The following is a 14,300-nucleotide window of genomic DNA, read 5'->3' as shown; positions in this document are numbered from 1 at the left end:
GCCTAGCGACGGTGGAGGGCAGCAGTTGTTGGATTCTGAATAGTGGGATAGGTCTACAAAATCAGTTCCGCAATCAAAATCACGACCTGCGTGGGCCGCGGGTTACAGCCTTTCTAGGCGTTGGCATTTGCGGAACAGATCTATCACTAACCAACTGAAAACAATGAAATTTTATCTGGATTGCAAATCCGCCTACGCCGGTTCGATTCCGACCTCGGCCTCCACCCTTGAAAACCCCGTAGATTAACGTCTACGGGGTTTTTTATTGTCTGCAGGAAAGCGCAGGCGTACTAAAACTTTACTGGTTGGTAGGGTTACTCCATTTATTTGGGCAATTTCAGGTAGGCGTCCTGGCCGTTTGCAGTGATGAACTCACGCTTGGCGACAGAGGACATTTTGGATCGTTTCAGAGCGGCCCCACCGTTATTCCTGCACCGTCGGCCCCGCCGCCAGATGCCTTGCTGCCTGCGATCAGAGGACCGAACGCAGGGTCTTTCGTGAATTCATTCTTCAGCTCTTCCAGCGTGGTTGCGGAGAGCTTGCCAGCCGTATCCAGCACCGCGACGGTTGGCTTCGTCGACACCATCCAGGCTGTCCAGTTGGAATTTCAGTATTGGTTGTCTCCCAGAGACGATTTACAGGCCCTGCCTGTAGATATGAAAAGCCCCGTCGTTGACGAGGCTCGTGTAAGGCGTGGGAATAAAATATCGGCGGACGCCGGGGCTTGATTTAAAGCAAGTAGGACCGAGCGGGTGGACGGACCTTTTAGGTATTAAAAATTTCCACGTCAGTCGTCTTGATCAATCTGATCAAGAAAATCAACGTCATCGTCTTCTTCGTCAGCAATTCCCTGAGCATCTTCTTCAACCCATGACTCGTCATCATGGAATTCATGATCGAGCAGATGGTCGTGCTCGGGCTCTGGAATATCTCGTTCTTCGCTCATGACTTACCGAAACAGAAATTGAAAGAACGGACTGTATATGCAGATCCGCTCTCTCCGTCAACGATCACGAAACAACTTGGCATTGTCTTCCAGACACGAGAATGCAGCACCTGCCGGGGTGCAAGAAAACCGCCAAAGCGGCCTAGATATTTGGAATTTTCAGCCTGGCATAAACCGGTAGGTATACGGAGCCAAGCGCTCCATCTTGATTGTCGATCCAGCCACCAAGGCGTGATCGTTCAAGAACTTGGTCACGACAAAGGCGCTGCGCTTTCGGAAGATTTTTTTGTCCCCCGCCACTTCATCCTCAATTGGATCTTGGCTGCCGTAGAAAACCGTTGCCAGCTGCTTGGCAGGGAACTTCCTATTTTTACCACCGACGATCTCCGGCTCTAGCCAGTCGAAAACATCGGTGAGCAGGATGTAGCTTCGTTGAGCATTAGTTTTTAGAGGAAACGTCCTGAATGCCATGGTGCAGCCCTCCTGAAATGAAGCCACTATGGTTTCAAGTGGAGATAGGCTATTCAATATTTTTTAAATTCATAAAAAACAAATAGTTACAGTGGAATACCCGCTTTTCGAATGCCAAAGGCTTAAGAACCTTCATCTGTAAAAGGGTCAACGGTAATCGGCGGCCTCGGCCCTTCAGTGAGCTTGAACCGATGCTTGTCGAGCGTTCGGCGCTGAGGCGTTGTCTTCGAATTCAGCGTGCTGACCCACTCCACGGCCTGGACAACATTGGAGTTCTCTTTCAGCGTCTCCATGCGCGCCTGGATGGCGACGTACTGAACTGCCGTCCGCACAATGGCGCCAGCGTTGCGGTTGGTTGTGGCCAGGATGCAGTCGTTGTAGTTGGCCATGCGTACTTTGCAGCCTGACCTGGAGTCGTCTGAGGCTGCGCTGAAAAACTCATCCCTTGCGTGGACCTTATCAAAGCAAAAGTCATTTGAAATGGCCTTCTATTTCAACAAGATCAAACTTTGTATGTACCCTATGAGATGAGTGTCTACTGAGATTTTCTGCTCGGTTGAAAAGGGAATCCAGAGGACCCTGGGTTTCTGTGGTGTTTAGATTCTGGAGATTTATCGGTGTTACAGACGTTGTGGGTCTTGTTCAATTGGGAGGTCTGGGGGGAGTCACTTGTAATAGCTTCTATTCCATTTCTGCTATTTGTCTGGGTTGGGGCTCTGGTCACAATGCTAGTCATTCGTTTTCGTGGCCGTATTCCTGTCTTTTGGGCCAATCTGTTGGCGGGCGGGGTTGCGGGTCTGGCAGCTACGCAGGTTTGTATGATGTCGGCACCTTATGCGCTTGATTACAAGGCTTACCGCGAGAGCGTTCGGCAGTTGGAGGCTAAGGAGCGCTTACAGCAACAACGGGAGTCGCCAGATGTTAATGCGCAGCCTGTTGAGTTGGCCGGTGGGATGGCAGGACTGGAGTCAATGAAGGTTTTAATGGCACTGGTTTCATACCGGGTAGATTCCAAAAATTCCCAAGAGAGCGCCCAGCAACCGGAAGAAAAGAAGCTCTTACAGACTCCAAAAACGTCGCAGGCGGTTGACGTTCAATCTGTGAGCAATCCTGAAAAAGCTCCAGGAGAGGTTTCAGATTCTTCAGGATGAAGATAAATGTTTTAAAGAGCCTCGCACAAACGGGGCTTTTTTATTTCCGGAGCTTACCCCTAATGAAATTGAGTGCTGTTGTTGGCCAGTTGCGGGCGACCTGTCCGACGATGGGCGGCGTTGAGTAATGACCAGAGGTCATCCGTCCCTAGACAGGCAAACAAATAGCTAAGAACAACTACTCATCACCGATGTTAATGACACCGCAGGTTGCCGCCGGTGCGCATCATCACGCAGCTCGGACACCGTCGATGTTGGTTAGAATGGCGTGTTGAAGTCTATGGCTCGCAAGGGAACCCAATGAGCACTGAAAAGCCGGAGCTTTTGTTTATCCTTCAAAGATTTCTAGATAACGTTTATGAAAAGGCTTCGAAATGCCAGAGTGGTTTGCTCAAAAGAAATCATGGCCACTACACATACGCGAATGAAATACTCTTCGTCTACGTGACGATCTTCCCTAAAGAGGTTGAGCTTGTTTTTGAGAGCCAGCAGGTAGGTAACGGGGTTTTTAGTATTACTTTGGATATGTGCATGTCCAGTGGAGAAGTGCTGGCTGGCGACCTGCTGTCTCTGAATGGAAGATGCGAGGACATCAGCGCGGCATTGGCCTTGCAGGAGGACTGGGTGTTGGCCCTGTTGTTAAAGTGCTTGGACAACTGAGTTTTTTCAAGAGCGTGGACACCGCAGGTGTTCCGGTTTGCCGATTCGCGAGCGCCGAGTTTATGCAGTGACCGATCCTGGCCGAAGGCCGCCGCTCATGACTGACCTTCTTTGCGCATTAGCCCCCCCTAAGAAACCAGTTCCGCCATCAAAGTCCTGCTCCGCATAGACCGTGGGTTCCAGCCTTCCTGAAGATTCACACCTGCGGAACTGGTCTATCGTTAACTGATTGAAAAATAGAATTTTTATCTGGATTTCAAATTCGCCTACCTCAGTTCGACTCCGACCTCGGCCTCCACCTTTGAAACCCCGTAGATCAACGTCTACGGGGTTTTTTCATTGGCTGTAGAAAATGCTGGCGTACCAGAGCTTTACAGTTGGGTAGGGTTTTTATTCGCTTGCCCATCCTCAGGATGTTTCTCAAAATGCGGCACATTTGATCGACCGCTAGATGGGTAACAAACAACATGGATGCAGTAGAAGTACGTGAGGAGTGCGAGCGCCTTCTTGAAACAGATCACATGGACCACGAGGAGATTATCTGGTCCCTTCAACAGGCCGCGAATCCCGACAGCATTCCCTTTCTCCGCCAGGCCATATTGCTCAAGCCTGATCTTGAGTACCTCGACTACGATAACTACGGCAGCTTCTATAAAAAATGCCTCTGGGCATTGCGAGCGATTGGTACGCCGGACGCTTTCGCCGTTATCGAAGAGTGTACGCATTCGGTGGAGGATGATTTGTTCGAGCAAGCGATGTATCGCATGTCGCGAATAGGTCTCAAGGTGCGCGGCTCTACTGGTTTGGCTATGTGGAGCCCCGAACATGACGTTAGTCCTTGAAGTGGGCCAGGGTAATCCCGAAACCTGAAGCTATGCGAGCGCCGAGGATTTGATCCTGTATGCGGTGAAGTTCGGTGTGATCATTCCTGCAGAAGTTTCTGTTCAGGCGGCCGTCCAGGCAATGTGAGGGTATTGGGTCGGCAGCATTTTGCGTGTGCGATGCTCTTGTTCGGCATTGTTTTATCCCTATCTGCCGCGATGATTATGTCTCGATGTCCATCTACAGCCAGCGTGCGACGTCTGCAATAATGACAAGCACTGCGGCGCGATGGCCTATCGAGTGCTTTGCGCCAACATCTGGTATTAGGGTTTGGAGAACTCCATGCGTGACATTATCGACGGCTTTCTGCGCTTCCAGCGCGAGGTTTATCCGCAACGCATCGAGCTTTTCAAGCAGCTCGCGACGACACAGAACCCCAAGGCGTTGTTCGTCACCTGCTCGGACAGTCGTGTTGTACCTGAGCTCCTGACGCAGCGTGAGCCGGGCGAACTATTCGTTATTCGCAACGCCGGCAACATCGTGCCGTCCTACGGTCCCGAGCCGGGCGGCGTTTCGGCCACTGTCGAATATGCAGTCGCCGTGCTTGGCGTACAGGACATCGTGATTTGCGGACACTCGGACTGCGGAGCGATGGGTGCGATTTCACGCTGCACGTGCCTGGACCATCTCCCGGCGGTCGCCAACTGGCTACGCCATGCGGACGCCGCAAAAGCGATCAACGCGGCCCATGAATTCGACACGCCGCGTGCGAAGCTCGACGGCCTGGTGCGTGAGAACGTGATCGCGCAACTGGCGAACCTGCGTACGCATCCATCCGTGGCACTGGCGCTCGAGCAGGGACGCATGAATTTGCACGGCTGGGTCTACGACATCGAAGCGGGAGGCATCGATGCGCTTGATGGTGCGACGCGAAAGTTCGTACCACTTGCTGATTCGCCGACCACTGTTGCCATCTCTGCGCGAAACGCCAGGCAGATGTAGTAGCGACTAGCCAATAACGGTGGCTGCGCTGCTTCCAGAATGATGATGGGCAACGTGTTGGTGGTGGTACCAGCGAAATGGCCAGATGGCATCCGTGAGTACAAATGTGAAAGCCATTAGACGCTGGCGAAATGTGGCCGTCCTCTCTCTGTTGATGATCTCGCCGTTTGCGTTCTGGTATGTCGCAACTCCGACTGTAACGGTTCACTATTCAACCCAAGCCACAGAAAATCTCGGCATCGTCTGGAATACGCAACACCGAATCTACAGGAGCGGGCGCGGGGGGCTGTATCCCGGCGAGACTTCAATGGATTTCGGCCACATATTTCCAAATGAAGGCTTTTTCATGGAGTTGTACTGGTGGGGAAAAAGAACCGGCAATCATTGCGTCAATATCACGCCCCAATGGCCGACGACGCATATTTACCTCAATGCGAACGGCGACATCGATAGAGGCGAAGACGGTGGTACGGATACCAACCGCTTGAAGCCATGCACCTCGGATGACGCGAAACCCTAAGCTGATATCGACAGAATCTGGCCCCCGCCGTTTGGACATGTTGTACGGGGTGAGGGCGGGTGCTTTCTGGTCTGGAACAATGAGCTGTCGGCCCATCACGGCTTGGCAAGCACTTGGCTTCCTCCGGGACGGTCAGCACGTTATGCAGACCATTTAGCCAGTCGAGCGCCGAGCGGCCGTTTCGCGTATGTTGGCGGGCTGGCCATGATGCACTGCTGAAGCAAAATGGCTACAAGAACGAAAAAACTAGCGTCAAATGCAAGGTCGATTGCGTCAAATTGCTACTATTCTGAATTGGCAGCTCAACCAATGGCCGCTGCCAAGCATTTTGCTGCACAACAATGGGATAGGTATGACCCTGCAAAAACGCAACAACGTCCACATGGCTGGCGGCGGCAGTGAAACCTTGATCCTTTCCCATGGATTCGGCTGCGACCAGTCGATGTGGAAATTCCTCCTGCCCCATTTCATCAAGCGTTTTCGGGTGATCACCTACGACCTGGTCGGGGCCGGCCAATCCGATCTGGGCAGCTATGACCGGGATAAATATGCGTCGCTCTGGGGCTACGCCGCGGATCTCAATGAGCTGATCGATGAATACGCCGAAGGGCCGGTGATCCTGGCTGGCCATTCGGCAGGAGCGATGATCGGCGCCTTGGCGGATCTCCAGCTTCCGGGACGGATCGCCGCCCATGCGATGATCGGCGCCTCGCCTTGCTACATCGATGCTGCTTCTTACATCGGCGGTTTTTCGCCAGATGAGATCCATTCATTGCTCGATACCCTCGACGACAATTACCTGGGCTGGTCCAGCACCATGGCCCCGGTGCTGATGGGCGCCCCGGGGCAACCGGCGCTTGGCGAAGAGTTGATCAACAGCTTTCGGCGCACCGATGCGCAGATTGCCAGGCAGTTCGCGCGGATCATCTTTCTGTCCGACCACCGCCAGGATATCGCCGGCCTGCAGACTCCAGCGCTCATCGTGCAATGTTGCGACGACCCGGTTGTGCCGGTTGCCGTGGGCGAGTACCTGCATCGCGTGCTCCCCAATAGCCAGCTGAGCGTGATCGACAATATCGGCCATTATCCGCAGTTGAGCGCCCCCAGCGCCTGTTCCGCAGTCATGGATACCTTCTTCACCCAATGTGAATTTGGCCATGGATGACTCGCTACTGCTCTGTACCGCGTCGTTATTCGAGGAGGCTCCCTGCGGGCTGGTGGTCATCGCCGAAGATGGCACCCTGTTGCGCTGTAACCAGACCCTCTGCAATTGGCTGGGCTATGATCGGGCCAGCCTGGATGAGCGTCCCTTTGAGCAGTTGCTGACGGTCAGCGGCCGGTTGTTCCAGCGCACCCACTGGATCCCGTTGATGAAGATGCAGGGCTCGGTCGCCGAGGTGAAACTCGAGCTTGTGCACCGCGATGGACACGTCATTTCGGTGCTGCTCAATGGTGTGAGGCGTGAAACCGCCGAGGGTGTCCGCTACCAGCTTGCCTTGTTCGGCACGACCGAGCGTGACCGCTACGAGCGCGAAGTGCTTGCGGCGCGCCAGCGTGCCGAAGAACTCCTGGCCCAGAAGATCAGCGCCGAGACCGCGCTGCAGCAGGCCAAGGCGGAACTCGCGGCGGCCTATGAAAGCAGCCAGCGCCGCGCAGCATTCGCCGAGCGGATGGTCGCTATCGCCAGCCATGACCTGAAAACCCCGATGACGGCCATCAAGATGGCCACGCAGTTGCTCGAACGTGATGCGCGTACCGACAAGGCGCATCGCTTGTTGAGCAGCATCAGCCAGTCCGCCGAGCGTGCGCAGCGCATGATCGTCGATCTGCTCGACTTCGCCTCGGTGAGGATTGGCCAGGGCATCAGCATCCGCCGCCACCCGGTCGACGTGGTGCAAGCGGTGGAACAAAGCTTGAGTGAACTGCGGGTGGCCTTCGGCAATGCCGATATACGCCACCTTTCGCGGGGCAGCGGGGCGTTCACCCTGGACCAGGACCGCCTGCAGCAGATGATCGGTAACCTGGTGGCGAACAGCGTGGCCTACGGCGACCTGGGCTTCCCGATCACGTTGACCACCGATCTGTCGGAGCAGGGTGCGATCATCACCGTGCACAACCATGGGTCGGCGATCGCCGAGGACTTGCTTGCGACCTTGTTCGAGCCGATGGTGCGTGCCAGCGAGCAACAAGATTCGCTGCGTTCGGTGGGGCTGGGCCTGTTCATCGTCCGGCAGATTGTCGAGGCCCATGAGGGCAGGGTCTCGGTGACGTCGAGCCCGGTTTATGGCACCACGTTCTCTATCCATCTGCCTGCGGACGTTGGGTTGGACTGAGAGCTCTGTCGGATGCCTTGGCCGCATTCTCAAGAACCCCGTGGATCGATGCCTACGGGGTTTTTATTGCCCGGGATTCGGGCAAGCGCATTCTTTTGCATGCGATCCGCGGATCATGCGGCGATGAGCCGTCCCCTCAGCGACAGGCGCCGCCAAGGACGCTATCGGGCAAGCTTGATTGAAAGGCCGGCAGTAGCCTGATTCGGCGGTCGCGGTCGAGGCTGCCTGGCGTCAAGCAGGGCTTCAGGTGCTGGTGTTGGGGGATGCTAGACTCGCCGAGCCCATGGCAGGCCAGCGTCCGACCCGAGATCGAGCGTTAGCCGGTATCTGTCCCAATCAATATGAGCATCCAAAAGGACAAGCGATGGCGATTCGTATAGAGATGATGGTCGATCCGGGAGAGGCGGAGCGCGCTGCGATCCTCAAGCCCTTGCGCGCCCACAACCGCGCCAAGGCGGGCGACCCGAAGACCGAGGCGATCGCGCTGCTGGTGCGTGACGAGCAGACCGGCGAAATCCTCGGTGGGCTGTCGGCGGAGATCTTCTATCGCTGGTTGTACATCGAGTTGCTGGCGATCCCCGAGCAGACCAGGGGACAAGGCACCGGCTCGCGCCTGCTGCACATGGCCGAAGACCTGGCCCGGGAGAAGGGCTGTGTCGGGATCTGGCTCGATACCTTCGATTTCCAGGCGCCGGCTTTCTACGCGCAACATGGCTTTAGCCAGTTTGGCCAGCTCGATGGTTTCCCTCCTGGCCATCAGCGCCTGTTCCTGCACAAACGCCTGGACTGACCCTTGGCTGGGTAGCCAGGGGCGCCCGACACTCGAGCGCTTGAGCAGCGGGTATCGGGCGATCCCTGTCTCAGGTGGGCAGCACCTCGAGCTTGAGCAGATCCAGGGCGACGTCGACGATCATGTCTTCCTGGCCGCCGACCATGCGCCGCTTGCCCAGCTCCACCAGGATGTCGAGGGTCTTGAGGCCGTATTTGCCAGCGGCCATTTCCGCATGGCGCAGGAAGCTTGAGTACACGCCGGCATATCCAAGGCCGAGGGTTTCGCGGTCGACCCGCACCGGGCGATCCTGCAAGGGGCGGACGATGTCGTCGGCCGCGTCCATCAGGGTGTAGAGATCGGTGCCGTGATTCCAGCCCGCGCGCTCGGCCGCGGCGATGAAGACTTCCAACGGCGCGTTGCCCGCGCCCGCGCCCATGCCGGCGAGGCTGGCGTCGATGCGATCGCAGCCTTCTTCCACTGCGGCCATGGAGTTGGCCACCCCGAGGCTGAGGTTGTGGTGGGCATGCATGCCGGTCTGGGTTCGTGGGTCCAGGACTGCCTTGAATGCCCGCATGCGCTCGCGGATATCGTTCATGTTCATCGCGCCGCCGGAGTCGGCCATGTAGATGCATTGCGCGCCGTAGCTCTCCATCAGCTTGGCCTGTTGCGCCAACCCTTCGGGTGTCTGCATATGGCTCATCATCAGAAAACCCACGGCCTCCATGCCCAGCTCCCGGGCATATTCGAGGTGCTGCCTGGATACATCCGCCTCGGTGCAGTGGGTGGCCACGCGGACGATCCGTGCACCAGCCTCATAGGCGTTCTTCAAGTCGTGGACGGTGCCGATGCCGGGCAGCAACAACGTGGCGATCTTGGCGTGGCGCAGCTCGCCGGCCACGGCCTCGATGTATTCGAGATCGCCGTGGCGGCCGAAGCCATAGTTGAAGGACGAGCCCTGCAGGCCGTCGCCATGGGCCACTTCGATGGAGTCCACCCTGGCCCGGTCCAGGGCCCGGGCAATGGCCCGCACCGAGTCCAGGGAGTACTGGTGGCGTATCGCATGGCTGCCGTCGCGCAGGGTGACGTCGGAGATGTAGAGCTTCTTGCCTGGATCGAAAGTCATGTACTCGTTCCTCAGCCGTTGAGCATCGATTGGGCCATGCGCTCGGCCGTGGCCAGCGCGGCGGAGGTCATGATGTCGAGGTTGCCGGCATAGGCCGGCAGATAATGGGCAGCGCCTTCGACTTCGAGGAACACCGAGGTCTTGAGCCCACTGAACTGGCCATGGCCGGGAATGTTCAGTGGGGCGGATGGCGCGATGAGGTCGAACTGCACCCTCTGCTTGAGCCGGTAGCCGGGCACGTAGGCCTGCACGGCGGCGGCCATCTGCTCGATGCTGGCTTCGATGCGGGTTTGGTCGGCTACCTCGGACAGCACGAACACCGTATCGCGCATCACCATCGGAGGTTCGGCGGGGTTCATGATGATGATCGCCTTGCCCTTGGCTGCGCCGCCGATCTCCTCGATGGCCTTGCTGGTGGTTTCGGTGAACTCGTCGATATTGGCGCGGGTACCGGGGCCTGCGGATTTGCTGGCGATGGAGGCGATGATCTCGGCGTAATGCACCTTGGCGACTCGCGACACCGCCGCGACCATCGGGATGGTGGCCTGGCCGCCGCAGGTGACCATGTTGACGTTGGTCGCCTGCAAGTGCTGCTCCAGGTTGACCACCGGCACGCAGTACGGGCCGATGGCTGCAGGGGTCAGGTCGATCAGGCGGATGCCTGGCTTGAGCCCACGCAGAAAACCGGCATTGCGCACATGGGCGCTGGCGCTGGTGGCATCGAAAACGAAGTCGATCTCGTTGAACACCGGCAGGCGGCTCAGCCCCTCGATGCCCCCATGGGTCGTGGCCACCCCCAGCCGCTGGGCACGGGCCAGGCCGTCGGAGGCCGGGTCGATGCCGACCATGGCGGCCATTTCCAGGTGTTGTGCATTACGCATCAGCTTGATCATCAGGTCGGTGCCGATATTGCCGGAACCGACGATGGCGACTTTGAGTTTCTTGGTAGTCATTCTGATTCTCCAGGCGTGCGGCTCAGTAGAAATGGCAGCCGACTTCGCCCAGGCGAGTCAGGCGCAGATGCAGGTGATCGCCCGGGACGACTGGGGTCATGGGGCCTAGCGCACCCGAGAGCAGCACATCGCCGGCCAGCAATGGACGGCCGGACTCGGCCATGGTGCGGGCCAACCACAGGCAGGCATCCAGTGGATTGCCCAGGCAAGCGGCGCCGACCCCAATGGCGGCCTGGCTGCGATTCTTCTCCAGCAACATGCCTTCCAGGCGCAGGTCCAGCGCCGACAGTCGGGTGGCTTGCTTGCCCAGTACGTAGAGGGCGGATGAGGCGTTGTCCGCCACGGTGTCGGCCAGGGTGATCCGCCAATCGACGATGGCGGAATCGACGATCTCGATGGCCGGCAGCAGGTACTCCACAGCGTTCATCAACTCGGCCAGCGTGGTGTCGGCATGGGGCAGGTCGCGCCCGAGGACGAAGGCGATTTCCCCTTCGGCCTTGGGCTGGATCAGTTGGCGGCAGTCGATGCCCGCGCCGTCGCTGATCTCCATGTCGGCGAACAGCATGCCGAAGTCCGGCTGATCGACGCCCAACTGCTGTTGCACCGCGGTGGAGGTCAAGCCGATCTTGCGTCCGACCAGTCGCCGGCCCTGGCCCAGGGCGCGCCGGGTGTTGATTTCCTGCACCGCGTAGGCCTCGGCCAGGGTGGTGATGCCCAAGCTCTGCGAGATGGGTTGGCAGGGCTCGCGCCGTTGTCGCGCCTGGGACAATGTCGCGGCCGCCTGGTCGAGGTTGTTCAAGGTGTCGTGGCTCATGCGCTTTTCCTCAGGGTGGCAACAGGGGGCTGTGCGCTGACCAGGTTCGGTTGCCAGCCCAGCTGGCGCCGGAGTTCGGCCAGTGCGGCGTTCAGTTGCGTGGCGGGTACCAGGGCGAAGACGAACTTGTCCGGGCGCACCACCGCCACCAGGTCACGACCGTGTCCGGCACGCTTGAACCAACGCACCAGTTCCTCATCGGGCTCCTCGACCTCGGTCAAGTCGGCCGGACTGAAGCGCTGCACGTCCATGCCCTGGGGACGCCCGCCAAAGGGGTAGAGCGTGACGTAGCGGGTATCCAGCGCCGCCAGCAACTGCTGGGACTCGGCCGATAGCGCCACGCGCGGATTGTTCTCCAGGCCCAGCAGGGAGAAGCCTTCGCCCAGGATTTCGTCGAGGGGCACGCGCTTGCCCTTGAAGGTGCGGACCTGCGGCTGGGGCATCAGCTTCCCGGCGACCCCGCGCCAACCATCCCTGGGCAACCCCAGGTAGGAGCCGGGCTTGTAGGTCGGGGTAGGCTTGAAGCCGCCCTCGCGCAGCCACTTGCCCAGTACCGGTGTGACATTCAGTGCCCGGACTGCAAAGTTGCGCAGCGCCGTCTTGAATGGATTGGACATGGACACGAAGTCCTTCATCCGCACCGAGATGTCGATCATTGCCTTGGCGTGGTGGTAGCGCTCGCTGCCGTAGGTGTCGAGCAGCTTGTCGGCAGCCTTGCCGCGTAGCACCGCCTCCAGCTTCCACGCCAGGTTGTAGGCGTCGCGCACCCCGGAGCTCATGCCCTGGCCCATGAACTGCGGGGTCATATGCGCGGCATCGCCTGCCAGCAATACGCGACCCTTGCGCCACTCGCGCGCGACCAGGGCGTTGAAGGTGTAGACCAGCTTGCGCTTGACCTCGAACTGGTCCGGGTTCACGTACCGGCTCAGCAGCTTGCGCACGGTGGCCGGGTCCTCCATGTACTCCTTGGTCTGGCCGGGCATCAGCATGAATTCGAAGCGATGGAAGCGCCCGGGCTGCGGACAGCTGACCACCGGGGAGTCGGGGTCGCAGATGAAGTTGAAGTAGGGGATGTGGCGCAGCGCATCTTCCCCTTCCTTCATTTCCAGGTCGACCACCAGCCAGGGCTCGGGGAAGTTCTTGCCGTCCATGCCAATGCCCAGTTGTTCGCGCACGGTGCTGCGACCGCCATCCGCGCCCACCAGGTAGCGTGCCTTGAGGGTGACCGGTGCCAGGTCGACGTCCAGCTCGATACGGCTGGCGTCGCCATCGCCGAAGCGACAGTTCTGGGTGGCCTGGTGGGTGAGGGTGACCAGCGCGCCGTCCTGCTTGAAGTCCACCAGTTCGCGACCGCGTTCGACCCTTACCGTCGGGTGATTGGCCAGCAGGTCGCTGAGCTTGGTTTCCAGCCAGGGCTGGTAGAGGAAGTTGATCACCGGCCAACCGAAGCTGCGCTTGAGCTGCCAGTAGCGGCCGATCACGCGTCCATCGGGGAAAGTCCATTGGGCCGGGGTATCGATCTGCATATCGCTGGCCAGGTCCTTGGCTACCCCCGCGGCCTGCATCACACGCATGCACTCATCGTCGGTGTAGACCGCGCGAGCATTGCCGTAGAACACCGGCTCACGCTCCAGCACCAGCACCGAGAGGCCGCGCTTGCCGAGCAAATGGGCCAGGGTAGCGCCGGTTGGACCGAGGCCAGCGATGACGACGTCGAAGATTTCAGTAGTGTTCATGGCTGTTCCTGCAGTGGGGAATACTCGGCGTGGCGCAGGGAGCGCAGGCCTTGGCCGAAATTGCCCAGGTTGGTCTTCAGCTTGTTCCAGGTCCCTGGCTTCTGCGGCTTGTGGCCCCACAGGCTGATGCCCTTGTAGGTGGTGACCTGCCAATCGGCCTCGTCGACTTCCAGGGCGTTCCAGCCCAGCTCCAGCTCGAAACCCGAAGGCGTGAGGACGTAGAACGACTGCTCGCGGTCGTTGGGGTGCTCGCCGATTTCGTGGGCCATCTCGAAGCCCAGCTTGCGGCAACGCAGGAAGGCATCGGTCAGGCCGGCGACCGAGGTGGTCAGAAGGTTCATGTGCTGGGCCTTGGTGCGGATCGGGTCGAGCGCCAGGCCCCGTACCTGGGCGATGGCGATCGAGTGATGGCGCGGGTTGACGCGAAAGAACTCGATGTCCAGCGTTACGCCTGCCAGGTGCTCGACAACGCTATCGCTCTGCCGGGCATCGAATATTTCCTGCCAGAAGCGGCGCATGTCCTTGCCGCGACGACTGGTGATCGCCAGGTGGCCCATGCCGGACTCACCGGTAATGAAGCCTTCGCTGAGCATGCTCAGGGGCTCCTGGGTGGTCAGTGGCTCGACGAACAGCTCGATGGCCATGCGCTTGGGGCCAAGCACTCGCCAGAAACGCACCACACCGCGTTCTGCCGCCTGGGCCGCAGTGCTTTCGTGGATGGCGATACCGCGGGCCCTCAGGCGCTGCAGTACGATGTGCAGGGTGTCCTGGTCGTTCAGTTGCCAGCCGATGGCCGCGAAGTCTTCCGCCGGGCCGCGCTGGACGATGATGCGCCGTTGGTGCTGGTCCATGCGAAACGCCAGGAGCTGGCTGTCCGCATGTTCAAGGTGCAGGCCGATGCCGCCTTGCAGCAGCGCCTGCCAGCGGTCCAGCTGGTTCGACTCGATGACCGCATAACCCATGCTGCTGGCGCCGAAGATGTCCTGTTTCATAGGTA

At 59.0% G+C, this 14,300-nt stretch carries 15 protein-coding genes and 2 pseudogenes; 8 read left to right on the top strand and 9 right to left on the bottom strand.

What is annotated here, in order from left to right:
• Positions 1-323 precede the first annotated feature (323 nt).
• The 4 genes and pseudogenes from C4K39_RS27015 to C4K39_RS27005 all read right to left on the bottom strand — a co-directional run.
• Positions 324-574: pseudogene (locus C4K39_RS27015) on the bottom strand (hypothetical protein); the annotation flags it as partial.
• Between the two features lie 213 nt (positions 575-787).
• Complete coding sequence (locus tag C4K39_RS31605; RefSeq protein WP_164487332.1) at positions 788-946, bottom strand: hypothetical protein; 159 nt, start codon at positions 944-946, stop codon at positions 788-790.
• Between the two features lie 159 nt (positions 947-1,105).
• A complete protein-coding gene (locus C4K39_RS27010) occupies positions 1,106-1,417 on the bottom strand; it encodes a hypothetical protein (RefSeq protein ID WP_124347873.1) in 312 nt (103 codons plus the stop codon).
• A 146-nt stretch (positions 1,418-1,563) separates the two neighbouring features.
• A pseudogene (locus C4K39_RS27005) lies at positions 1,564-1,797 on the bottom strand (phage head morphogenesis protein); the annotation flags it as partial.
• A 237-nt stretch (positions 1,798-2,034) separates the two neighbouring features.
• Here C4K39_RS27005 and C4K39_RS27000 point away from each other — a divergent pair.
• From C4K39_RS27000 to C4K39_RS26965, 8 genes are all read left to right on the top strand, one after another.
• Positions 2,035-2,568 (top strand): hypothetical protein, encoded by a 534-nt coding sequence (locus tag C4K39_RS27000; RefSeq protein WP_068580609.1) that lies wholly within the window; start codon positions 2,035-2,037, stop codon positions 2,566-2,568.
• Between the two features lie 219 nt (positions 2,569-2,787).
• Positions 2,788-3,228 carry a hypothetical protein gene (locus tag C4K39_RS26995; RefSeq protein WP_225926522.1) on the top strand — a complete coding sequence of 147 codons (441 nt, stop codon included), beginning with the start codon at positions 2,788-2,790 and terminating at the stop codon, positions 3,226-3,228.
• 467 nt (positions 3,229-3,695) lie between these two features.
• The gene (locus C4K39_RS26990; protein ID WP_124347872.1) at positions 3,696-4,070 is read left to right on the top strand and encodes a hypothetical protein; all 375 of its coding nucleotides are present in this window, start codon (positions 3,696-3,698) and stop codon (positions 4,068-4,070) included.
• A 322-nt stretch (positions 4,071-4,392) separates the two neighbouring features.
• A complete protein-coding gene (locus C4K39_RS26985; RefSeq protein WP_068580604.1) occupies positions 4,393-5,052 on the top strand; it encodes a carbonic anhydrase in 660 nt (219 codons plus the stop codon).
• Between the two features lie 106 nt (positions 5,053-5,158).
• Positions 5,159-5,572, top strand: coding sequence for a hypothetical protein (locus C4K39_RS26980; RefSeq protein ID WP_225926523.1), 414 nt, complete (start codon positions 5,159-5,161; stop codon positions 5,570-5,572).
• Positions 5,573-5,924: 352 nt separating this feature from the next.
• The gene (locus C4K39_RS26975; protein WP_124347871.1) at positions 5,925-6,737 is read left to right on the top strand and encodes an alpha/beta fold hydrolase; all 813 of its coding nucleotides are present in this window, start codon (positions 5,925-5,927) and stop codon (positions 6,735-6,737) included.
• Positions 6,730-7,905 (top strand): PAS domain-containing sensor histidine kinase, encoded by a 1,176-nt coding sequence (locus tag C4K39_RS26970; RefSeq protein ID WP_068580601.1) that lies wholly within the window; start codon positions 6,730-6,732, stop codon positions 7,903-7,905. The genes C4K39_RS26975 and C4K39_RS26970 overlap by 8 nt, the downstream gene beginning before the upstream one ends.
• A gap of 364 nt (positions 7,906-8,269) precedes the next feature.
• Positions 8,270-8,695 carry a GNAT family N-acetyltransferase gene (locus C4K39_RS26965; protein WP_068580598.1) on the top strand — a complete coding sequence of 142 codons (426 nt, stop codon included), beginning with the start codon at positions 8,270-8,272 and terminating at the stop codon, positions 8,693-8,695.
• Positions 8,696-8,765: 70 nt separating this feature from the next.
• On the opposite strand, the gene dmpG is transcribed toward C4K39_RS26965, so the two are convergent.
• The 5 genes from dmpG to C4K39_RS26940 are packed head-to-tail and all read right to left on the bottom strand — an operon-like array spanning position 8,766 to position 14,295.
• Complete coding sequence (gene dmpG / locus C4K39_RS26960) at positions 8,766-9,800, bottom strand: 4-hydroxy-2-oxovalerate aldolase (protein ID WP_124347870.1); 1,035 nt, start codon at positions 9,798-9,800, stop codon at positions 8,766-8,768.
• A gap of 11 nt (positions 9,801-9,811) precedes the next feature.
• Complete coding sequence (locus C4K39_RS26955) at positions 9,812-10,753, bottom strand: acetaldehyde dehydrogenase (acetylating) (protein WP_068580594.1); 942 nt, start codon at positions 10,751-10,753, stop codon at positions 9,812-9,814.
• Between the two features lie 22 nt (positions 10,754-10,775).
• On the bottom strand, positions 10,776-11,567 hold the full coding sequence (locus C4K39_RS26950) for a 2-keto-4-pentenoate hydratase (protein ID WP_068580593.1): 792 nt from the start codon (positions 11,565-11,567) through the stop codon (positions 10,776-10,778).
• Positions 11,564-13,303 (bottom strand): bifunctional 3-(3-hydroxy-phenyl)propionate/3-hydroxycinnamic acid hydroxylase MhpA, encoded by a 1,740-nt coding sequence (gene mhpA, locus C4K39_RS26945; protein ID WP_068580590.1) that lies wholly within the window; start codon positions 13,301-13,303, stop codon positions 11,564-11,566. The genes C4K39_RS26950 and mhpA overlap by 4 nt, the downstream gene beginning before the upstream one ends.
• Complete coding sequence (locus C4K39_RS26940) at positions 13,300-14,295, bottom strand: VOC family protein (protein ID WP_068580588.1); 996 nt, start codon at positions 14,293-14,295, stop codon at positions 13,300-13,302. Before C4K39_RS26940 ends, mhpA begins: the two co-directional genes overlap by 4 nt.
• Positions 14,296-14,300: the final 5 nt, after the last annotated feature.

This window comes from Pseudomonas sessilinigenes (assembly GCF_003850565.1).
In the GTDB taxonomy this organism is placed as follows: Bacteria; Pseudomonadota; Gammaproteobacteria; order Pseudomonadales; family Pseudomonadaceae; genus Aquipseudomonas; species Aquipseudomonas sessilinigenes.
The sequence above is the reverse complement of the archived record's forward strand: the minus strand, read 5'-3'. Positions and strand labels throughout refer to the sequence as shown.

Coding starts and splice junctions, on each gene's coding strand:
- C4K39_RS26965 (WP_068580598.1), top strand. CDS start 8,270: ATGGCGATTCGTATAGAGATGATGGTCGATCCGGGAGAGGCGGAGCGC.
- C4K39_RS26990 (WP_124347872.1), top strand. CDS start 3,696: ATGGATGCAGTAGAAGTACGTGAGGAGTGCGAGCGCCTTCTTGAAACA.
- C4K39_RS26955 (WP_068580594.1), bottom strand. CDS start 10,753: ATGACTACCAAGAAACTCAAAGTCGCCATCGTCGGTTCCGGCAATATC.
- dmpG (WP_124347870.1), bottom strand. CDS start 9,800: ATGACTTTCGATCCAGGCAAGAAGCTCTACATCTCCGACGTCACCCTG.
- C4K39_RS27010 (WP_124347873.1), bottom strand. CDS start 1,417: ATGGCATTCAGGACGTTTCCTCTAAAAACTAATGCTCAACGAAGCTAC.
- C4K39_RS26975 (WP_124347871.1), top strand. CDS start 5,925: ATGACCCTGCAAAAACGCAACAACGTCCACATGGCTGGCGGCGGCAGT.
- C4K39_RS26970 (WP_068580601.1), top strand. CDS start 6,730: ATGGATGACTCGCTACTGCTCTGTACCGCGTCGTTATTCGAGGAGGCT.
- mhpA (WP_068580590.1), bottom strand. CDS start 13,303: ATGAACACTACTGAAATCTTCGACGTCGTCATCGCTGGCCTCGGTCCA.
- C4K39_RS26950 (WP_068580593.1), bottom strand. CDS start 11,567: ATGAGCCACGACACCTTGAACAACCTCGACCAGGCGGCCGCGACATTG.
- C4K39_RS31605 (WP_164487332.1), bottom strand. CDS start 946: ATGAGCGAAGAACGAGATATTCCAGAGCCCGAGCACGACCATCTGCTC.
- C4K39_RS26940 (WP_068580588.1), bottom strand. CDS start 14,295: ATGAAACAGGACATCTTCGGCGCCAGCAGCATGGGTTATGCGGTCATC.
- C4K39_RS26985 (WP_068580604.1), top strand. CDS start 4,393: ATGCGTGACATTATCGACGGCTTTCTGCGCTTCCAGCGCGAGGTTTAT.